Raw genomic sequence first — 22,170 nt, forward strand, 5'->3', positions numbered from 1 at the left:
TTTAGTAATCAAATAACCAGTAAGCGAATAAACGACAACTACTCGCTAACTTCTTTGATCATATTGCGGGCGATAATAATTTGCTGGATTTGAGTAGTGCCTTCATACAAACGATATAAGCGCACATCACGATAAAAACGTTCAATGCCATAATCCGCAATATAGCCCGCACCGCCATGAATTTGCACGGCTCTATCAGCAACTCGGCCGCACATTTCGGTCGCAAACATCTTGGCACATGATGATTCAGTAACGACATTTTTACCTTCATCGCGCAGACGTGAGGCATCTAGCACCATAGATTTAGCCGCATAAATCTCTGCTTTTGAATCAGCGAGCATGGCTTGAATAAGTTGAAAATTGGCTATCGGTTGACCAAACTGCTTACGCTCAACGGCATAGTGTAAGGCATCATCTAACATTCGACTTGCTGCGCCTGTACTCGCTGCAGCAATATGTAGACGTCCTTTATCTAGGACTTTCATAGCGGTTTTAAAACCTACACCTTCTACACCACCAATCAACGCATCAGCAGGCACTACGCAATTATCAAAGATAACATCACAGGTATGCGCGCCTTTTTGGCCCATTTTTTTATCAATTTTACCCAAAGTAATACCAGGGGTATCGCTCTCAACGATGAAGGCTGAAATACCACCCGATCTTTTATTTTGTGGATCAGTACGTGCCATCACAGTAAATATGCCGGCTTCAGGGGCATTGGTAATATAGCGTTTAGTACCGTTGATAACATAAGTATCGCCATCTTTAATAGCAGTGGTTCTTAATGAGGCAGCATCTGAACCTGATTCTGGTTCGGTCAAACAAAATGAGCCGATAATTTCACCACTGGCGAGCCTTGGTAGGTATTTTTGTTTTTGCTCTTCGGTACCATCAATGACTAGACCAGATGAGCCAATACCATTATTTGTCCCGATTAGTGAGCGAAACGCAGGAGATGTGCGCCCTAGTTCAAATGCCAGTGTGACCTCTTCTTCCATAGTAACGCCAAGCCCGCCGTAAGCTTCGGGAATAGTAAGTCCAAACAGCCCTAACTCACGCATTTGATTAATTATATCGTCTGGAAGACGATCGTTTTCTGCTACCCAATGTTCCATTGGTATTAATTGGTTGCTAACAAATTGGCGGATAGTTTCGGTGATTTGGTTAAGAGTTTCCCTATCTCTGATCATGTGATTCTTCCTTGTTTGATTAATACTTAGATTGATAGCGGCTTCATAATTGCCTTGAACAAATAGCATAATTGATAGTTTATTAAATTACAACACTTTTGGTTTAAATAACCGCAATGCGGTATTTATTAAGAAATCATAGTTCAATAAGTTCGTTTATTTTTAAATTTAACTGAATTTCACCCTTCACAAAGGAAAATAAACAGTATATATTGGTCTTAAATATCGCTATGCGGTATTAATTATTAATATATTTTAAAGATTGCGCTATTTTATCTAACGACATTATTTAAAGGACAGCATCATGGAAGATCAAATCATTATTTGTGAAACATTAGAAAATGGCGTTAGTGTAATAAGACTGAATCGTCCCAAAGTTCGCAATGCTTTAAACACTGAACTACGCGAAAAAATGGCAGAGATTTTCATTAAATTAAACGATGACCCAAAGACCAAAGCTATTGTGTTGACTGGTGGCGATAAGGTGTTCGCGGCTGGTGCTGATATCAATGATTTCTTAACCGCAAAAACGGTTGATATCTATCTACGTAATAGCGAGCGTTATTGGGATGCCATCACCAATTGTCGCAAGCCGATTATTGCAGCGGTCAATGGCTATGCGCTTGGCGGCGGCTGTGAGCTCGCTATGCATGCCGACATCATCGTCGCTGGCAAGTCTGCTAAGTTTGGACAACCAGAAATCAAAATCGGATTAATGCCTGGAGCAGGGGGCACGCAGCGGCTATTTCGTGTGATTGGTAAACATAAAGCCATGAAGCTGATATTAACGGGCGATATGATAAGTGCAGATGCAGCTGATCAAATGGGGCTGGTCTCTGAAGTGGTCGAAGATGAGGCGACTATTAAGCGTGCTATTGAAATCGCTGAACAACTAGCAGGTTACTCGCCTATTGCTTTAACCCAAATAAAAGAAGTCGCTAATCTCGGGGTAGATATGCCATTGCAAGGCGCATTGGCTTTGGAGCGTAAAGCCTTTCAGATTTTGTTTGATACCGAAGATCAAAAAGAAGGCGCGAAAGCCTTTTTGGAAAAACGTGACGCGAATTATAAAGGTCAGTAGCTTGTCAAAGCATAGACTTTTCAAAGCATAGAGAGAAAAAGCAACTATAGTTTGAAAACGAGACTATTCAACAAAAGCATATAAATTAACAAGACCATATAAAGGATTATTATGACTGTTAACTCATTGGCCATTATTGGCACCGGTATTATGGGCATGGGTATTGCCCAAATCGCTGCTCAAGCGGGCATTCAAGTGCTGTTATTTGATGCCAAAGCAGGAGCTGCTGAGCAGGGTCGTCAATCCCTTCAAGCGACACTCGAAAAACTATCGGCTAAAGGCAAATTTACCGATGAGCAGCTACAGTCTACTTTATCGAATCTAACCGTGATTGAAGATATAGCCAAAATTGCCAATGTAGATGTCGTTGTTGAAGCCATTATTGAGAATTTAGAAATAAAACAACAGCTTTTTAAACAGTTAGAAAGCATCGTGACAGCCGAGACAATTTTAGCAACTAACACTTCATCGCTAGCGGTGACCGCGATTGCCTCCGATTGTGAGTACCCAGAGCGCGTGGCAGGATTTCATTTTTTTAATCCCGTGCCATTAATGAAAATCGTTGAAGTGATTCCGAGTATCTCTACTAAATCTTCAGTGGTTGAGACGCTTACGGATTTAGCCAAACGCATGGGGCATTTAGGGGTCGTTGCAAAAGATACTCCAGGGTTTATTGTCAATCATGGTGGCAGAGCTTATGGCACAGAAGCCTTAAAAATACTAGGCGAGGGGATCGCTAGTTTTGAGGATATCGATCGTATTTTACGGGAAGGGGCTGGCTTTCGGATGGGACCATTTGAGCTGCTTGATCTCACTGGCATCGATGTGTCGCATCCAGTTATGGAATCGATTTATAACCAATATTACTTTGAGCCTCGCTATCGCCCCCATCCTTTAACCCGTCAAATGCTAACGGGTAAAAAGCTTGGTCGTAAAGTGGGTGAAGGATTTTATCACTATAAAGACGGTCAAAAATCAACAGTGGGTACGTCGCAACAATCATCGCCTGAAGCATCAGGTTCTAAAGCTAAATTTTCTAAAACAGGGTCTGATACCTCAAACCTAACAGTTTGGATTGGGGCAGATTTGGCAGAAGATAAACAACAGCTGGTTGAGTATCTAAACGCTAACGACATTACTATCGACGATAACGATAAGCCAAACTCTGACAGCTTAATATTGCTGGCAATCTATGGTGACGATACAACCAATGCGGCTATTCGCTATCAGGTTAATCCTAAACAAGCGGTTGCCATCGATATGCTGACTGACTTATCCAAGCATCGTACGTTGATGCCAAGTATCGTCACCCAAGATAACTTTGTCACGCAAGCTTATGCTCTATTTGGTAGAAATAATAAGTTTGTTACAAGCTCGGATGAGGACTCAAATGTTGCTGTCGATGCCACGCTAATTACCGAAAGCACAGGCTTTGTGGCGCAGCGAGTCGTTGCTATGGTGATTAACTTAGGTTGTGATATTGCGATGCAAGGTATTGCCACACCAAAGGATATCGACAATGCCGTCAAGCTTGGATTGGGCTATCCGTATGGTCCTATCTCATGGGGGGACGAGCTTGGTGCCGAGCGTATCTTACTTATCTTAGAGCGTATTTATGGGTTAACGGGCGATCCGCGTTACCGTCCAAGCCCATGGTTACAGCGCCGTGCCAAGTTAGGTATCTCATTATTTACTCAACAGAGTAATTGTCAACGCTAGATTGCTGATGCTAAGAGCTAGATCAATTTAATAAACTTTATATTTCAATAATGCAAATTCTCAAAACACAACAAGGAACAGTTATGTTAGATGCCTATATTTATGACGGGTTAAGAAGCCCTTTTGGTCGCCATGGTGGAGCATTAGCAACCGTGCGTCCTGATGACTTAATCGCCACAGTGATGAAGACTCTGGTCGAAAAGCACCAATTACCTAACGATATCTTTGATGAAGTACTGATCGGTAACACTAATCAGGCCGGTGAGGACTCACGCAACATCGCTCGTAATGCTGCATTGCTAGCAGGACTAGATGTCAAAACGCCCGGACAAACCGTCAACCGTCTATGTGCCTCAGGGCTGTCTACCGTCATCGATGCTGCTCGTAGTATCACTTGTAACGAGGGTGACATATTTTTAGCAGGTGGGGTTGAGTCAATGACCCGTGCACCATTTGTCTTTGCTAAGACCGAGCAGCCTTTTAGTCGTGAATTTAAAGTATTTGATACGACTATTGGCAGCCGGTTTCCCAATCCTCTTTTGACTAAAGAATTTGGTAGCGATAGCATGCCGCAAACGGGCGATAACGTCGCCCGCAAGTATGGAATTACTCGCGAAGCAGCGGATAAATTCGCAGCAGCCTCGCAAGCTAAATACCAAGCCGCCAAACAAGCTGGGTTCTTCGATGATGAAATAACGCCAATTATGGTATCGCAAGGTAAAAAATTACCTGAAAAAGCGATAGCAAAAGATGAGCATCCTCGCGCCAGCTCTACTGTGGAAGCACTGCAAAAACTGAAACCGTTAAATGAGAATGGCGTAGTTACGGCAGGGAACGCATCGGGTATTAACGATGGAGCGGCTGCGCTAATTATTGGCTCAAAGCAAGCAGAAGAAAAGTTAGGCTTTAAGCCTATTGCTAAGATTCTCTCATCTGGTGCGATGGGTGTTGAGCCAAATATTATGGGCGTAGGCCCTGTTGAGGCGATTAAACTGGCATTGAAACGTGCCAATTTGTCCCTTGATGATATGTCCATCATTGAGATTAATGAAGCATTTGCCTCGCAGGTTCTGGGTTGCCTTAAGGGTTTGGATATAGATTTTGATGATAAACGCGTCAACCCCAATGGCGGGGCGATTGCCGTCGGACATCCGCTTGGCGCATCAGGCGCAAGACTTGCGTTGAGTACGGCGCGCGAGCTACAGCGTACGGGCGAAAAATACGCGGTAGTTAGTTTGTGCATTGGTATCGGGCAAGGGCTTGCCATGGTGATTGAACGAGTCTAACTCTATTAATACTCTCGCCATAATATTTTATTATCAAGGACGACAATAATGACTACCATACTCAACCAACATGAAGATTACCAACAAGCCGAAGAAGCGTACGGTTTTCCTTTGATTATCAAACAGCTGCTAAACCGTGCAAAAGTTGCCTCTACTCAGCAAACCATTAGTTATGCCGATAAGGTCACTTATACGTATGCTGAATTTTTTAAGCGGGTTAATCGCTTGGCAAACGTACTTAAAAATATGGAGTTGCAAGCGGGCGATGTAGTTGCGGTCATGGATTGGGATAGTCATCGTTACCTTGAAGCGTATTTTGCCGTGCCGATGTCTGGCATGATTTTGCAAACGGTCAATGTACGCTTGGCTGAAGATAAAGTGCTGTATACCATCAATCATGCTAAGCCTAAAGCCTTGTTATTAAATGCTGAATTTGAGCCAATGGCGAAAAATTACCGTCATGAAGCCCCTTCTATTGAGAAAATTATCTGGCTTGATGATGCTGGTTTCGAAGGTACTGGTTTTGATGATGCTGAGTATAGTGAAGATAATATAAAAGCTAAGCAAGTTAGCATGCCAGATTATGTCGAAGGTGAATATGAAGCCATGCTAGCTGCGGCCAGTGATGAGTTTGATTTTCCAGATTTCGATGAAAATACCATCGCCACCACATTTTATACCAGTGGCACGACGGGAGACCCAAAAGGCGTCTTTTTTACCCATCGACAGATCGTATTACAGACGCTATCGAGTACCCTTGCATCTGCACTCAGTGCCGAAGGTCAAGGTGCTCGCTACAATGATGTCTACATGCCGATGACGCCATTATTCCATGTGCATGCATGGTGTTGGCCGTATGGGGCAACCATGATAGGGCTAAAACAAGTGTATCCAGGCCGATATGTATCCAAAGTATTGGTTGATTTAATTGAACGCCATAAAGTCACGCTGTCACATGGTGTCCCAACCATTTTACAAATGTTAATTAAAGAGATGGCCACCCGAGGTCGCAAGTTTAAAGGCCTTAAGTTATCAGTAGGGGGTTCCAAATTAAACGAAGGCCTAGCTGAAGCCGCTCTTGAAAGTGGAATAGAGTTTATCTCGGGGTTTGGGATGTCAGAGTCATGTCCTGTACTCGCCAGAATGGCATTCGGTGATCAGACAAATGCGATGACAACGACAGAAGAGATCAATTATCGTTGTCTTTCTGGCTCACCAATTATGCTGGTATCGATGGAGATTTGGGATGCAAACGGCAAAGCTTTACCAATGGATGGTGAGTCGACAGGGGAGCTGGTTGTGCGAGCGCCTTGGCTGACCCAAAGCTATTTTAAGAATTTAGATGCTGGCAATGAGTTATGGCGCGGTGGTTGGATGCATACCCAAGACATTGCCTGTATTGCCCCTGATGGCACGCTAAAGATTACCGATAGACTCAAAGACGTCATCAAATCAGGTGGCGAATGGGTATCCTCACTTGAAGTCGAAAATATTTTATCCTTTCATCCGAGCGTTGCTGAAGTGGCCGTCATTGGAGTAGCGGATGAAAAATGGGGCGAGCGTCCTTTAGCATTGGTAGTCTTGAAACCTGAGCATGTCGATATCAAAGCGGACGCTATTTTAGCGTTAGGTCATCAAGCGGTTGAAAAAGGCTATTTACCAAAGTATGGCGTGCCAAGTGAAATAAAATTCTTAGTAGAAATGCCAAAAACCAGTGTGGGTAAACTCGATAAGAAAAAGATGCGCATGATGTACGCAGAAAAATTAATTTAATCCAAAAAATTCTATTGATGATTGCGAAAAACAATCATTTGAGCTTACTGATGATTTTAACGTTTATTAATAATACCTGTGTTAATTGGCATTACTAGAGGAGAAAACTATGAAGGCTTTAGCTATATTACCGGAAATGCAAGAGACGCTGAATAAAGACAAACACCATCCCATGCATGGTTTTGCGGTTATCTATTCTCAACAAGTAGAATGGGGCGATATGGATTCTTTTGGTCATGTCAATAATGTGGTCTATTACACTTATGCCCAAAACGCTCGTATTTACTATAACAGTCAATTAAATCTATTCAATGAAAAGACTTTTTCAGTCATGGCAGCGTCATCCTGTCAATATTTCAAACCAGTGACTTATCCCGATACCTTATGGATTGGGGTTCGAGTTAAGAAAATTGGTAATGCCAGCGTGATTCATGAATATACCTATTATAGTACGGCTATGAATACTATCGTCGCTAGCGGTGAATCAGTACTGGTATATCTTGATAAAGCCAGTGGACAAAAGAAAAATATCGATGAGTCAAAAAAAGCCGCGATTACTGCTTTTGAAAGTTTTAACTAAATTAGGAGGCAAGTTTCTTTATATAAGGAGATGGTGCTGGTATTTATAAGATTAAAAAATACGGTAGCAATAGAAATTCAAAGGGATTTAAATGGATTTTAAATTAACACAAGGAATGTATAGATCATGCTTTATATAAAAAAGTTGTCTTTTGGTTTGGCGGTTCTGGGGGCATGTGTACAGGCACAAGCAATAGATCTTGTCACCAATGGAGATACTACTTTAAGTATCGGTGGGTATGTTAAAGCGGAGGGTATATTTTATTCTCCAGATGAAGGGGAGTCTGAGTTCAAAGGAAGTGGACGACAATCTCGGATTAATCTTAAAACCACGAAGAACGTAAATGATAAAAAATTAACGGGTTTTATTGAAGGGGATTTTTATGGCAATGCCGCGAATGGCGGTTCAGACTTGCGGCTTCGTCATGCTTATGCTCAAGTCGATGATTTGACCGTAGGTAAGACATGGAATGGTCAGTTCTTAGCGGTCTACCCACTTTTGACTGATCAGCTTGACTTTCGGGGCACGGGTTTGGGCACCATCTCTGGTGGTGGCGCTTATATTCGTCCAGATTTGACTGTGCATTACGTTCATAAAGGGCTTCGTTTTACGGCTCAAGAACCTGTTGATGAAGAAGCTAATTTGCCGGATATGGTTGTTAGCTATAAGGATAATATATCTGATCTTAGCTATAACTTGGCTGTTACTGCTCGTGAGGCTAAAAATGGAGAAGATTCGGATATAGGCGTCGGTGTCTCTTTGGCTGGTAAACTAAATCTGGGTAATGATTCGCTACATGCGAGCGTATATAACGGTAAAGGGATGGGCGTTTATTCCACAGTATGTGTTGGAAGAGTCCTTGGTGCGACTAGCGATTTAGATTGTGATGCCGAAGACGGTAAGCTTGTGTCGCAAACTGGCTTCACTGTAGGGTATAGGCATAAGTTTACAGAGAAACTGATGAGTAACATGCGTTATGGTGAGATTAACGTAGATGATGAGGTAGATACCTCTGTGAACGTAAAAAGCATCAACCTTGTCTATGAGTATTTACCAGATCTGGATATTGGTATTGAGTGGAGAGATCGAAGCGATAAGACCACTTTAGAAGTGAGAAAAGGTCAGCAAGTTGAAATAATGGCCAAATACGAATTCTAAGCTGAATAGTTAAGTTTAGAATTGACAGTATAATTTATGAAGCTATTCTAGATAGGTAAAATAATCTAGGATAGCTCTTAACTGATTCTATTTGGTTGGTAAGTTGTGAAAGTAAATTAAAGGCTTTTATTGAATTACGGCTCATATAGTTCAGTACTGGTAAATTGCAATTAAATAGACTTACATTTATCAATGCGCTTTAGTACTAGCCCGCTGTTTAAACACTAATAAACAGACAATGATAAAGCCTAATAGTGCTGCGGAAGCGCCAAAGCGACTCAATGCAAGACCACCATGATCAATAGGCTTATCTAAGAAGTCACCTAATACCGCTCCTAAAGGGCGAGTCAAAACGAAGGCACTCCAAAATAAAAGCGTTTTTGATATTTTAGTGCCAAAATGCATCAAAGCAATAAGCACCAATAAAGAGCCAAAGATGATAGCACTCGTTGTGTAGCCCATGCCTTTTGTATCTGCGACCCAGTCGCCTAATGCGGTACCAAGCGTCTGCGAAAACATAATAGTCGTCCAGTAAAACACCTCCGCTTTGGGTTTACTAATACTGTCGACGGCAATGCTTCCCATCGTTTTTTGCCATATAACTAAACACATTATAAGTAGAGCGACTAGTAACGCTGAGCCGCCAGCGTAGCCAATTCCTAATGATCTCGTCACATAATCTGCTATCGTTGTTCCTAAAGTCGTTGTCGCGATAATCGTCGTCCAATATAACCATTTATTAAACGAGTTCGCTTTAATTTGGGTGGCAACCGCTATGCCAAATAGGACAGCGAATATACCAGTACTGACGATGTAGCCTAGGTTGAGCGACATTGATAAGGCGTCGCCTGCTGTCTCACCAAGTGTCGTAGCAGCAACTTTGATTATCCAAAAAAGTAAGGTAACCTCTGGAACTTTGGATAAAGCATTTAATACTGGATCGTTATCTGAAACGCTGGATGAGTATTGAGCTTTTAAGGTTGTATTCATGGATGGATTCACTCTATCGATAAGCAAATTTAGTGTCCTGTTGTAGACATTACTAAACTATCAATAGAGGTGTTAAGAAAGTGTCAAGATACAACTATTTAGATCTGGAAAGCTTCCATGAAAAGTTCAAATTATTGATTTAGAAAACCAGCGTCATACAAAGCCCTCGATTACTATTCTGACTTGAAGTTGCCGAAGTGGAGTCGTTCATAAAGACATCTATACCTGCCTGCTCGCAAATTGACTTGACGATAGAGAGGCCTAGTCCAGTGCCTGCTATTTCTTGTGATTTCTTGCTGGCACTATCTGATCTTGATGCGCTTATATTATCGCTGAATTGATCAGCTGTACTTGGTACTTGATTAAGCCTTACAAAGGGCTCAAAAACATTCTCATAATCACTAGGATGAATACCTGCGCCTGAATCTATTATCTGCAACACCAATCTGCCACTTAAGGTTTTGGATAAATTATTTAATTTTCCAGAGTGAATCACATGTGAGCCAAAATTGTACTGAGCATTTAAAGCCGATTTATCCAAACTGCCTGGGTTTTGCTTAAGTTGATAGAGTTTAACCATGACTTGACCATTATCTGGTGTATAAATAATGGCGTTTTGAATCAGGTTTTTGATGAGCATTAATAACGAAGTCTCATCTATATCTACTTTGCTATTAGGTTGCAAGTCAACGGTCAGCTCGATGCTTTTATTATCAGCAATGGGAATGAGTAAGCCAATGACTTGTTCGATAATGAAGTTAACGCTGGTTGGTGTTTCTTCAGAATCGAGCGCTGTATTGATATTGCCAGCTCTAGCGAGCGTTAATAACTGCTCAACCAAACTTTGATTGCGTTTCAAGCGAATAGCCAGTTTATCAAGACCTTCTGACATAACGGTGTCATTACTAATACGCTGTAGTCGTTGTAGCTGTAATGAGATAGCAGTGAGCGGCGAGCGCAGTTCATGGGCAGCATCAGCGATAAAGCGTTGCTGACGTTCAATACTAATTTTTACTAAAGCCAATAGTCTATTTAAAGATGCTGCTAGTGGCAGCAATTCAGAGGGCAGTCTACCAATCGATAAAGGACTTAGGTCATTCTCATTACGTGCGCTTATCTCATAGTGTAATTGGCGCACAGGTTTCATCATTCGCCACATGATAAAAGGGAGTAAAAGCAGTAATAATGCTATACCGATAATAAGGGGTAAAAAAGACTGTAAGGCACTGGCTTTGGCTAAATCGTCTTGTAGATCCGTTTGTTGGCGTAAGATTAGGGCTACTTTTTCATTAGTATTCAAAGACTCAATCTTGACATTACTTCTATAAGTTCGCCAAGTATGGTCATCAATGTCTTGATCACTTATTCCTATTGGAATATTAGTTAATAATGCCATCGGTATAGGTTCTGAGTAATCATGCTCGTCATCACTTTGATCGTTCTGATAATCTTCTACCCCGTTACCGTTACCGTTACCGTTATCGAGTGAGGCAGAGAGTATGACTATATCAACGGTGATAGCACCATCATCGTCATCGGTATCAAAGTGAATGTTGCTGCGGGCATGCTCGTCACTGTATGAATAAGCAGCATTATTATTTAAACCACTAATATTAAGCGACTGCTCTAACAATGCCGCAGTATTTTTTAAGTTATCATCTTGAAAGTCATTTATCTCGTTATAGCTGTACCAAAATCCATAACCACCAGCGACTATTGCCAATAGCAATAATGACAAAACAGACCAAAAGATAAGTTGGAACTGTAGTGAGTTAAAGAGTTTACGGAATTTAGGCATAGCATTTAACTTTTATAGGTGATAGCTAGGGTTTTTGAGTTATTCATTTAAAGTTAGGCATTGCTGATGTACCACCCAAGCCCACGAACATTCTTGATTCTATCTTGCCCGACCTTTTTGCGTAAGCTATGAATCAAAAACTCAATGGCGTTACTCTCAACTTCACCGCCCCAACCATATAACGAATCCTCAAGTTCACTTTTGGACATGACTTTTTCAGGTGACAACATAAAGGTAATGATGAGCATATACTCTTTTGCGGTTAAATCGATAGGATTGCCATCCATCATGACTCGTTTGTGCGCGGTATCTAGACTGAGATTACCAACCGTCACTTGATTGTCAGCCTTGCCTTGAGCTCGGCGAATAAGCACTCTCATGCGTGCAAAGACTTCTCCTAACTCAAAAGGCTTGACGACATAATCATCAGCCCCTGAGTCTAATCCTGCAATTCTGTCTTTTAATTGATCACGCGCGGTGAGTATCAACACTGGTGTTTCAATCTTGGCATCGCGAATAGCAGTCAACACGCCCATGCCATCAACCTCTGGTAAGCCTAAATCTAATAAGATGATGTCATAAGGTTGCACCCTTAATGTCAGTATGGCTTGACGACCGTCTTTGACCCAATCAACTGTATAAGCCTCATCTTGCAAGGCTTCACTCAGACTCTCGCCAATCATCAAGTCATCTTCGACTACCAATACTCGCATGGGATATCCTTATAGATGTGGTTCAATGCCGCTATTTTAGTCATCGTCGTCTAACTGACTACTGATAACTTGACCTGTCATGCTATCTATAATTAAACCATAGTTCTGTGTGCCCTTGGCAATTTCAATTTCGCAAAAACGGTTGTCAGCCGTTTCGATATGAGTCCATCATACAAAATAAGATATAGGAGAAGCTTAGCGCAGATTAAGCATTTGATTAGAAGTTCAAATTCACTGGCAAAAAAAGACCCTATAATTTATAGGGCAGAAGCATTAGGTAGGTTAGTGCTAATAGCTATTTAACTGAGTCTACTGTACTGTTTAAAATAAGATTACGTTCTTTGATAATAGCTGCGCTTTTAAAAAATACGCTGGCAAGCGCACAAGCTATCGTTAGTGAGAGTAACATCGATACTAGTGTATGACTAAAGAAATGATCCCCAAACAGCATCTTGTACATTCCCATTGTCCATCCTAAGGCAGTAACTATTGCAAGTATTTTATAGCGATACTTATGCAAAGTGGGTAAAAATGCTAATCCATATAAGGAAAAACCTGCGCTAGCATGTGCCGCTGGGAAGCATTTGGCTGGCGTTTGGGCGACTATATTTTGCCAGAGATTAAGATAAGGAAGATCACCATTAAATAATGTTAAGTGATTGGGGCAACTAACATGGGTGACACCTTTTAATAGTGCAATAGAGCTTGGCACTGCAATCAAAATAATAAGTAAGTAACCTATTTCACGAACTGATAAAGGAATAATAAATCTATCGAGCTTACTACGGTTAATGGTAGAAGCAGTATTCGAAGGTTGTCTGTATTTGATCATTAACACGGTTATCAAATACATTGCCACTAGGATCAAAAGTGCTTTAGGTCCATCATAAAAGATAAAAGCGTAAGGCTGAGCGCCTTTTTCTAGAAACCATTGCCCATTGGTATAAAAAAGCTTACTAATACCAACATCAAACCGACTATGCTCAAAAGTTAGACTCGCAATGACAGTTAAGCACAAAAGCTTAAGCCACATCCAATTAGCTGAGTTATTTTCTAAAGTCATCAAGACACCCTACTCAATTTATTAGGTTGTAAAAGCTTAAGTGTTGTTCAATGTAAAAGGCTTAATAACGCCATTATCCATAAAACAAATAACATTAATAACGCCAAAAACTGTGCAGCAGAACCGACATCTTTCGCTATTTTAGCTAATGGATGTTGCTCCATCGAAGTATGATCGACACTCGCTTCAATACCAGTATTAATGAGCTCAACGATAAGGGATAAGAAGGAAGCGATCACAAGCATCATTTTGATACTGATGCCAAAAGGCATAAATATAATGACCATGAACAATATTAGATTAAGCCAAAAAACCTGCCTGAATGCCGCCTCGAACTGATAAGCCGCTTTAAAACCATCTATAGAATACCCCGTGGCTTTTAAAATACGAGCCAGACCTTTTTTACCCTTAACATTATTTGCAAAGTTATCCGCTACCATTAAAGTATCAGGTGTTTTTTGGTTGTCAGAATGGGAGTTTGTGTGGTCGTTGTCGAGAGTAAGGGGTTCGATATGATTCATATTGATTGCTTAATAGTCATTAATATTCGGGTATGTAGCAGGTTTTAAGAAGCATGTTAAATACTTAGTAAAATCAGCAGACTTTGAGTATATGACAGAAGGGGTTAAGAAAGCGTTAAGGTAAAACTAATATCTGTTTTTATACATAGCAAAAAGCAGTAGCTGACACCTTGTTCTATTATGGTATCGGCTACTGCTGCCTACTAACGTTGAAGTTAAAATATAATGTAAGTGCAATCATCGATATAATTATTTTTCTAATGATCCCAGCTAGGAGAAGGTCACTGGTTAGCACTTAAATCTTAGTATGGGCTTAGCGCTGTTAAGAAAACGTTAAGATAGGATAATAGCTAAATTTGAAACTCATTCTTTTGGCTCGTTCTTTAGTCATCATCCTCCACGTCAACTTGACTACTTAACACCTTACCAGTATTGGCATCTATGCTCACATCATATATCTGATTGCCTTTGACGACTTCAACGTCGTAAACAGATTGACCTTTTTCTAGCTCGAACTCAGCACTAATTACTTTACCATTCACACTTTGTGCTGCTTTTTGCATGGCACTAGCGAGCGTAACTTTGGCCTGCTTCATAGCACTGTATTCAGCCATATCTTCTTTATCTAGTTTTTCTTGCTCAGTCTCAATGACTTTACCAGTATTGGCATCGATCTTGACCTCGTAAGAGGTACCATTAGAGATGAATTCAACTTCGTATTCACTAGTTGCAGCACCGTTGCCATTATCATCATCGTCGTCATAATCAAACTCTGCACTAACCAGATCACCTTTGGCATTTTGTTTGGCTATCTCAATTGCCTGCGATAGGCTGATTTTACTTTGCATGGCGCTGATAGCTTCACTTGACTCAGTTACCGCTTTAGTATTGGCGGCAGGGGCGGCTATAGCGGTTGCACCTACACCTGCAATAGTAAGGGCGACAATCATTGATTTAGTTAGCGTTGATAAGTTTTTCATAAGATTCATCCTTTTTATTAAGTCAATTTCTGACACACCGTTAACGGTTTTGTCAGCTACCTTGTGGGTATGAATCTATAATACGAGAAACGACATAGGAGAAACTTAGCGGGAATTAAGGGTTTAATTAGCGAGTGAATATAATAAACATTGCTTACTTATCTGAGTTAAATCACTATCTAAATAGTATTAGCTACACTCGAAAGGGAATCTATCTGTTAACTTAATCATTGTTGTAGCGTATTTTGGAATAAAGAAGTCATTGAATATAAAATATCAAATATCAAATATCAAATATTTAACCACTCTCATTTTTGGCTTGAATAGCAACCTTGTTAAGCTTTTGATCAAAGGTGTTTCTATAGGGGGAAGTGATGTCAGAAAAATTCTTACAAAACACGACACTCATCGCGTATTCATCCTCACGAGTATCAAAACTACCTTGTGATGACATTACCAAGTTGAACTTTGAGACACAGGGTGACGAGGTTTTTTGGCTCAATACCTATGGGCTGAGCGAATTAGACGAGATGAGACAAATTGTCATCCAAAATCAGTTTGATGACTTTTTAATTAAATTACTCCAAGATGATGACCATGCCAACAAGGTTATCGAGCTGGATAACGTATTGTTCATCGCTTTAAAAGTATTGAAAACTGATGATAAAAATTTAGATAATGAACAACTGATTTTTGTTGTATCGTCAAATATGTTATGGAGTTTGCAAGAGAATATTGGCGACCATTTTCAGTGGATTCGTGATCGCTTGATTCAAGGTAAAGGGCAAGTACGAAGCAAAAGAGTCGATTACTTAATCTTTCTTTTGATTGAATCACTGATAGCAAACTATGAGGAGACGTTTGAAAAATTATTGAATGCTGACAGTGACTCTATAAAGGTGACGAATATTAATCCAACTCCTTATTTTACTGAAAAGGTTGAGGAGCAAAAACGTCGCATGTTAAATTTTAAGAAAGCGACGCTAAGCTTGCGTAATACGATTGTAAAACTAGAGACAATTAACATTATCGCTATGGAAAGCAAATATTTCATAGAGCTCAAAGAGCAAGCAAACAATTTAATTGATGAAATTGATTTTGAGTTGTTTGAGCTTGACAGTAAAATCAACCTAATATTCTCAATTCAGGGACATCGTTTGAATGAAATCATGCGTACCTTGACTTTGGTGTCAGTGGTATTTATACCATTAACATTTTTGGTAGGCGTTTACGGCATGAATTTTGAGTACATACCTGAGCTAAAGTGGCACTATGGTTATTTTATTCTGCTTAGTTTGATGGTAACGATAACAGTGAGCATTATTATGTATTTTAAGAATAGAAAATGGTTTTGAAACATTCCTATTGATGATGTAAGTTAATACCACTCAGTATAGTTGTATAATCTGAATCCTCATTGATAAGGTATGATTAAAATTATGGCACTATCATCAGATACGTTTCTTAGTCATTGGCGTTTGCTAGGTAGTCTGTTGATGGGGCTTATCGTTGGGATATCAGCAACCAGTATTTGGTCGTTGTCTTTTAGTACCAGCTTTATTATAGGATGGGACTGCGCCATTCTTGTTTTTCTGAGCACTATCATAATCATGCTACGAAAAGATACGATGCACGAGCACTTAAATAGTGCTAAGCAAAGCAAGTTTTCGATTTTAAGCTTGATTATAGTTTCAAGTTTCATTTGCGTTTATGCCATCGCTAAACAAACTCAAATTGGTAAGAACTATCAAGACCTTATGTTTGCTCTAAGTATTAGTCTGACTATTGGGACGATATTCATTACTTGGCTGATGATTCAAATAATTTTTGCCATGCAGTATGCCTATTTATATTTTTCTGAGGCGCAAAAAGGTCATATTTTACCCTTAGCTTTCCCTGAAACAATGATGGAGACTAACGCTGATCGGAGGACACCAATTGACGTCAGTTTTGAAGATTTTTTTTATTGTGCAGTTGCTATCGGTACTTCAGGTCAGACCGCTGATATTGCCTTTACCTCTAAAATAGGTCGGAATCTGGCTACTCTTCACAGTATCATCGCCTTTGTCTTTAATTTAGTCATTATTGCCTTACTGATTAACATCATTGCTACTTACTTGTAATACATTAGGACTTTTAAAGGCAGTCTCTTAGTAGACGTTATGTATAATAAATACTAAAGGTACTGCCGCCTGAATCATTGGCTTGATGGGTAAGTTGCCAGCCCATGTGCGCCATGATGCGCTGCACGATGCTAAGACCCAATCCTGTGCCTTCAACCTTATAACTAGAATATCCTGTTGACAATACCTCTGTATCCAACTGCGTATCATTATGCGGTTGCTCTAGACGTTCAAATCTCTCATAAAGCAGGGGCATCAAAGCTTCAGGAATACCCAGACCTGTATCAGTGACGGTTATTTTTTTATCATCAATCGTAATAACTACTTCACCCTCATCCGTGTATTGAAAGGCATTTTTTATTAGATTCCCCAGTGCCATTTTTAGCAGTTCAGGTCGTACATAGGCGAAATACTCTTGTTCAGCCACGACTGTGCAAGTCACCGTCTTATAGCGCAGCAAGTACTTTAAGCGCTCTACTTCATTTGAAGCAATATTGTTGATAGACGTTTGCGGTGTGTCTAGTTTTTCAGGAGCACGAGAGAGCAATAATAAAGCGCTGATAATCTCAGAGGTTTCTTTGGCGGTATTGCTAATGCGATTGGTAAATTCGTTCAAATGGCTGTCGCTTGCTAATTGTGAGGCCAACACTTCTGACGCACCCATGATAATCGTTAATGGCGTGCGCAGCTCATGGCTAACATCACCGGTAAACAACTGCTCGCGCTTTAGATACTGCTCAAGCTTATGGTTTTTCTCATCAATGGCTCGCGCTAATACGCCAACCTCCGATGGCAAATGAGTCAATTCGGTTAAATTTTGATGATCGGTTTCTACTGCTTTTTTTAAGTCTAATAAAGGTTTAGTAATTTGCCTAGAGGACAACTGAGAGAATATTGCGGCAATTAATAAACTTAGAATAACGGCGACTCTTAAGGCATTGGCAAATATATCTTCTAAGTGTTCAAATATCGCCAAAACAGGGTAGTTACCCATCACCATCTCGGTGCCTTCTAAGTAGGTCAAAATATATTTCTGTTTATCTTGTTGATGGATAAAGAAATGAAGGTTACTTGTATGTGAACCCGATTCCGTATTTATCGTGACAGAAGTTTCCTGCACCGTTTCGGTCGCTATAGCTTTCAAACTTTCAGGCGCATTGCCATAGCGATAAATTTTTATGCCTGGATCTGCGACATAGATAGTTTGCTCACCCTCTTTTTCTCGACTAAGCTCTAACTGTTGTAGCAAGCGAGCTTTGACCAAATCTTGCTCTATTCTGACTTCAGCATACATAAAAATACTGACGAAAGTTGCGCAAAGCAATATTGCGAATAAAAAGTATGATATTCGAAACTTGTTAACGATAGAGTCAAGACTAAACATGGCATTTACTTCGTAGGGAAAGACAGTAAGAAGAGTGATAATAATTACGAAAAATACTACTTATAATAAGAATAAGCAGCTAAAGCCTATTATCGGATTTTATACCTTGTCTGGGTCAATAATCTGATAACCAACACCGGGTACGGTGATTAGCATGGTTTTAGCAAACGGTTTATCGACTTGTGCACGCACACTATGCATATGGGTACGCAATGCATCGCTACTTGGAATATCCTCACCCCATACCTTTTCCTCTAATTCATTCTTGCTGACGACTCTAGGTGCAGCGCACATCAATGTATTTAATATTTTAAACCCTGTTGGTGTGAGCTTTAATGATTGGCCTTCTCGGCTAATCGTATGCTCCTCAGTATTCAAAGACAGTTTGCCAATCTCTATACTGTGCCCAAAGTGGTCATCTTGATGTCGACGTATGAGGGCTTTGATACGTGATTCTAATTCAACGAGTGAGAAGGGCTTAACCAAATAATCATCGGCACCACTATCGAAGCCTGCAACTTTATCCAAAATCGTATCGCGAGCTGTCAGCATCAATACTGGGGTTTTATTATGCAGTTCTTCTCTCAGCTTTTTACACAGTTTTGTACCATCCATACCAGGTAGCATCACATCTAGTAGAATAACGTCATAATAATTATTTGAGGCCAGCGTTAAGCCACTAATCCCGTTATGAGCGTTATCCAGCTCAAAGCCTTTTGGCTCAAAAAAAGCATAAATATTGGCCACGATATCGGGATTGTCTTCAATAATAAGTATCTTGTACATAAAGGTCTCGTGCATGAATGCTAGCATTGCTTGGGTTAAAAAGATTAATTAACAGTTTTAAAAAAGGTTGGTGCTGCTGCCACCTCGTTGGTTGTAATACCGAAGAAGCCTAGTAAAGTAGGGGTGATAAAGTCGTGTGATACCGGCTGATCAATCATGCTGGCGAGACTGCTTTTATCCATACCATTGCCAGTAGGCGACCAGACAATCACAGGCACCTGTTTTTGGGCATTTGGTGCAATACTATATGGTAGACCATGCAGGTAGATATTATTTTCGCCCAAACTTTCTCCATGATCGCTGATGTATACCATCACCACATCATAATCCTGCTCATAAGCTTTTAGCGTATTGATAACGTTATTCAAGAAGTAATCAGTATAACGAATGGCATTATCATAACCATTGATGACGGACTGATCGTCGCACTTAGATAGCTCATTGGTCATACATACCGGCTGATACTCTTCAAACTCTTTAGGGTAACGTTGGTAGTAAGCAGGGCCATGATTGCCCATTTGATGCAATAAAATAAGAGTATCTTTAGCAGGTACATCTGATGTTACCCCTGTATCTGACTTAACTAAAGCATCAAAACCGTCTAGCATACCAATGTCACGACATTCGCCGTCACAACTAGGATTAACATCTGACGTTTTATAATCCTCAAAAGTGACTCTATCCGCAACCCCTTTAGAGCTTGAGTTGTTGTCTCGCCAAACGATGTTGACGCCTTGTTTATGAAGAGTATCAAGCACGTTTTCATTATAATCCGCACTACTGGCATCATAATCCTTTCTATCAGCATAGCTGAACATGCAAGGAACGGAATAAGCGGTAGAGGTGCCGCAAGAGGTTGCATTTTTGAAACTATAAATATCTGGCTGGCTGGCCAGTAGCGGCATAGTATCGCGCTTATAGCCGTTAAGGCCGATGTGATCAGCGCGGACCGTTTCACCGACGACAAATACCATCAATTTGGGTTTTACTTTACTAGTGCTAGTGCTAGTGCTAGTGCTAGTGCTAGTGACGGGTGTTATACGTTTGGCATCTGTCGCATGAAGTATTAGGGTATCAGGACGGCGCAATTCATCGACGTAATCGGTACCCAGTTTGATGACAGAGTAGATAGGAGTAATGGGGTTGGTATAACTACGAACCACTTTATGCTGGCGAAAAAAAGTGGCGTATTGATCACCAAAGGGTAATAGACAAACTGCTATTAAGGCAATAGAAAGAATTAAAGTAACTGCTCGTTGCCATAATGCTCGACGTAAAGGAAGTCGCTTTATACGAATTTTAGCAATAATAATAGCAGGTATAACGCCTAATAAAACGACACGAATAAAAAAACTTGGCGCCATTAGTCCCATCGCTTCTGCTTGGTCGGTTTGCAAGCTATTGATCAGCATACTACTATCGAATATTGTCCCATACCCATCGGTAAAATAACTACACACGGCAGCTATCATTACCATAGCAATTAGGACTGGTTTGGCGATTGCTCGATAACACAATAACTGAAAGAGTAGCCACATCAAGCCGAACAGTAAGCCTGTGATAGAAACTATAAAGCCAATATTTGTGCTAAAAGGATAAATACTTAGCACTTGCGCAAAAAAACCAATATTCGCGGTGGCTACTAAATAAAGGGTAACAATGATAATCAGATAATTAAGATTAATCTCGTAATTAAAGATTTTACTTATATAGCCTTTTTTAGTATTAGCTTTAGTATCATCAGTGCTAAGTGCTTGAGATATCGACATAACTAGGCTTCTCAAAAGAATTATAAGGAACGTAATTCTTTACGATAGCAATTAGCCTGTTAAGAAGACGTTAAGGTAGCTAAGCTAACAATATGACGAGTATTAGATTAAAATTATCTCGTGCTGTGCTGCTAGTTAGCAATAAACCTTTGTATCGCTTGGCATACAAAGGTTTATTACACATGAGGAGGTCTAACCTTACGTCAAGCTGACTTCGTATTGTCATATTTTTTCATCGAAATGTCATAACTGACAGATACACTGCTGACCTATCCAAGATGGATAATTAGATTGTTAATTATAAGCAATTAGGGAAGTTGATATGTTAGAGCTAAGACAGGTTACGAAGAGATATGATGACAAGGTTATATTTGAGGATCTTTCACTTAAAATTAACAAAGGTGAGATAGTTTCAATCTTAGGGCCATCCGGCTGCGGTAAGACCACTTTACTTCATATGATTCTAGGTTTAACTGATATCAATGGTGGTCGAATTGCCTATAACGGGGAAGATATTACCCGTGTCTCTATGAGACAAAGAGGCTTTAATATTGTCTTTCAGGATTATGCGTTATTCCCTAATCTCAATGTCAAACAAAATATCGAATACGGTCTGCGTAATAATCCTAGTGTGAGTACACAACAAGAAGTCGATGAACTGGTCGATTTGCTCGATATTAAGGCGCATCTAAGTAAGCGCATTCATCAATTATCAGGTGGTCAAAAACAGCGTGTCGCGCTGGCGCGTACGCTAGTCATGAAACCCAAAATACTACTGTTAGATGAGCCTTTATCTGCATTAGATGGGGTAATTAAGGAAACCGTCAAAGAGCGCATTCGTGAGATTGCCATGCGCTATCAGCTCACTACCTTAATTGTCACCCATGACCCAGAAGAGGCGATGACGTTATCTGATCGCATCCTACTGCTATCAGATGGCAAAGTGGCGCAATTCGCTGAACCCGCTGAAATCATACACAACCCTGCCAATGATTTCGTCACCAACTTCATTCTTAACCAGCTCAATATCAAACGTCGCAATATCTTAAGTTTATTTGCAGACGGTATCTCTGAAGTTGATCCGCTAAGTAAATACACTCAAACCCAAAACTATGGACAGTATGAGGCTGATATTAGCCCTCGTCATGCTGATTCTAAAGCCATCACTGTCCATGATAAGAAAAAGTCAAAAGACACTGTACAAGGCTAATCTTGTAGAAGCTTACAGTGACTGAATCGGTAACTGAAATACT

Annotated in this window: 19 protein-coding genes; 9 read left to right on the forward strand and 10 right to left on the reverse strand. The window is 40.4% G+C overall.

All coding sequences use genetic code 11. The features are described 5' to 3' along the window. Window positions 1-38: 38 nt before the first annotated feature. Entirely contained in the window at window positions 39-1,193 is a 1,155-nt protein-coding gene (locus tag ACTQ9S_RS00425; protein ID WP_068035729.1) for an acyl-CoA dehydrogenase family protein, read from the reverse strand. 304 nt (window positions 1,194-1,497) lie between these two features. Between ACTQ9S_RS00425 and ACTQ9S_RS00430 the strand changes: the two genes are divergently transcribed. The 6 genes from ACTQ9S_RS00430 to ACTQ9S_RS00455 all read left to right on the forward strand — a co-directional run bounded on the left by ACTQ9S_RS00430 (window position 1,498) and on the right by ACTQ9S_RS00455 (window position 8,790). Then, window positions 1,498-2,274 (forward strand): enoyl-CoA hydratase, encoded by a 777-nt coding sequence (locus tag ACTQ9S_RS00430; protein WP_350656327.1) that lies wholly within the window; start codon window positions 1,498-1,500, stop codon window positions 2,272-2,274. A gap of 105 nt (window positions 2,275-2,379) precedes the next feature. Further along, window positions 2,380-3,993: a 3-hydroxyacyl-CoA dehydrogenase gene (locus ACTQ9S_RS00435; protein ID WP_440453666.1), complete on the forward strand. Its 1,614-nt coding sequence runs from the start codon at window positions 2,380-2,382 to the stop codon at window positions 3,991-3,993. A gap of 83 nt (window positions 3,994-4,076) precedes the next feature. Next, on the forward strand, window positions 4,077-5,279 hold the full coding sequence (locus ACTQ9S_RS00440; RefSeq protein ID WP_440453193.1) for a 3-oxoadipyl-CoA thiolase: 1,203 nt from the start codon (window positions 4,077-4,079) through the stop codon (window positions 5,277-5,279). A gap of 48 nt (window positions 5,280-5,327) precedes the next feature. Then, complete coding sequence (locus ACTQ9S_RS00445) at window positions 5,328-7,052, forward strand: fatty acid--CoA ligase (protein ID WP_440453195.1); 1,725 nt, start codon at window positions 5,328-5,330, stop codon at window positions 7,050-7,052. Window positions 7,053-7,161: 109 nt separating this feature from the next. Next, the gene (locus tag ACTQ9S_RS00450) at window positions 7,162-7,632 is read left to right on the forward strand and encodes an acyl-CoA thioesterase (protein WP_068035738.1); all 471 of its coding nucleotides are present in this window, start codon (window positions 7,162-7,164) and stop codon (window positions 7,630-7,632) included. Window positions 7,633-7,788: 156 nt separating this feature from the next. After that, window positions 7,789-8,790 (forward strand): hypothetical protein, encoded by a 1,002-nt coding sequence (locus tag ACTQ9S_RS00455; RefSeq protein ID WP_440453197.1) that lies wholly within the window; start codon window positions 7,789-7,791, stop codon window positions 8,788-8,790. Between the two features lie 189 nt (window positions 8,791-8,979). On the opposite strand, the gene ACTQ9S_RS00460 is transcribed toward ACTQ9S_RS00455, so the two are convergent. The 6 genes from ACTQ9S_RS00460 to ACTQ9S_RS00485 all read right to left on the reverse strand — a co-directional run bounded on the left by ACTQ9S_RS00460 (window position 8,980) and on the right by ACTQ9S_RS00485 (window position 14,855). Continuing rightward, window positions 8,980-9,780, reverse strand: coding sequence for a COG4705 family protein (locus ACTQ9S_RS00460; RefSeq protein ID WP_440453198.1), 801 nt, complete (start codon window positions 9,778-9,780; stop codon window positions 8,980-8,982). Between the two features lie 139 nt (window positions 9,781-9,919). Then, window positions 9,920-11,578: a sensor histidine kinase gene (locus tag ACTQ9S_RS00465; protein WP_440453200.1), complete on the reverse strand. Its 1,659-nt coding sequence runs from the start codon at window positions 11,576-11,578 to the stop codon at window positions 9,920-9,922. A gap of 53 nt (window positions 11,579-11,631) precedes the next feature. Beyond that, on the reverse strand, window positions 11,632-12,291 hold the full coding sequence (locus tag ACTQ9S_RS00470) for a response regulator (RefSeq protein WP_068327648.1): 660 nt from the start codon (window positions 12,289-12,291) through the stop codon (window positions 11,632-11,634). A gap of 295 nt (window positions 12,292-12,586) precedes the next feature. Then, a complete protein-coding gene (locus ACTQ9S_RS00475; protein WP_440453202.1) occupies window positions 12,587-13,354 on the reverse strand; it encodes a PAP2 family lipid A phosphatase in 768 nt (255 codons plus the stop codon). Between the two features lie 47 nt (window positions 13,355-13,401). Continuing rightward, complete coding sequence (locus tag ACTQ9S_RS00480) at window positions 13,402-13,794, reverse strand: diacylglycerol kinase (RefSeq protein WP_227514149.1); 393 nt, start codon at window positions 13,792-13,794, stop codon at window positions 13,402-13,404. A gap of 464 nt (window positions 13,795-14,258) precedes the next feature. Further along, a complete protein-coding gene (locus ACTQ9S_RS00485) occupies window positions 14,259-14,855 on the reverse strand; it encodes a PepSY domain-containing protein (protein ID WP_440453204.1) in 597 nt (198 codons plus the stop codon). Between the two features lie 374 nt (window positions 14,856-15,229). Between ACTQ9S_RS00485 and ACTQ9S_RS00490 the strand changes: the two genes are divergently transcribed. Together ACTQ9S_RS00490 and ACTQ9S_RS00495 are read left to right on the forward strand one after the other, a co-directional pair. After that, window positions 15,230-16,210: a CorA family divalent cation transporter gene (locus ACTQ9S_RS00490; protein ID WP_440453206.1), complete on the forward strand. Its 981-nt coding sequence runs from the start codon at window positions 15,230-15,232 to the stop codon at window positions 16,208-16,210. Between the two features lie 84 nt (window positions 16,211-16,294). Then, window positions 16,295-16,978 (forward strand): DUF1345 domain-containing protein, encoded by a 684-nt coding sequence (locus tag ACTQ9S_RS00495; RefSeq protein WP_440453208.1) that lies wholly within the window; start codon window positions 16,295-16,297, stop codon window positions 16,976-16,978. A 37-nt stretch (window positions 16,979-17,015) separates the two neighbouring features. Here the strand turns inward: ACTQ9S_RS00495 and ACTQ9S_RS00500 are convergent, their stop codons facing one another. The 3 genes from ACTQ9S_RS00500 to ACTQ9S_RS00510 form a co-directional block, all read right to left on the reverse strand. Continuing rightward, window positions 17,016-18,362, reverse strand: a complete 1,347-nt coding sequence (locus ACTQ9S_RS00500; protein WP_440453210.1) for a sensor histidine kinase — start codon at window positions 18,360-18,362, stop codon at window positions 17,016-17,018. A gap of 99 nt (window positions 18,363-18,461) precedes the next feature. Further along, complete coding sequence (locus ACTQ9S_RS00505) at window positions 18,462-19,148, reverse strand: response regulator transcription factor (protein WP_068035754.1); 687 nt, start codon at window positions 19,146-19,148, stop codon at window positions 18,462-18,464. Between the two features lie 44 nt (window positions 19,149-19,192). Then, window positions 19,193-20,917: a phosphoethanolamine transferase gene (locus tag ACTQ9S_RS00510; protein WP_440453212.1), complete on the reverse strand. Its 1,725-nt coding sequence runs from the start codon at window positions 20,915-20,917 to the stop codon at window positions 19,193-19,195. A 322-nt stretch (window positions 20,918-21,239) separates the two neighbouring features. Between ACTQ9S_RS00510 and ACTQ9S_RS00515 the strand changes: the two genes are divergently transcribed. Then, a complete protein-coding gene (locus ACTQ9S_RS00515; RefSeq protein ID WP_440453214.1) occupies window positions 21,240-22,127 on the forward strand; it encodes an ABC transporter ATP-binding protein in 888 nt (295 codons plus the stop codon). Window positions 22,128-22,170: the final 43 nt, after the last annotated feature.

Origin of the sequence: Psychrobacter sp. ASPA161_9 (assembly GCF_051970275.1) — a bacterium.
In the GTDB taxonomy this organism is placed as follows: Bacteria; Pseudomonadota; Gammaproteobacteria; order Pseudomonadales; family Moraxellaceae; genus Psychrobacter.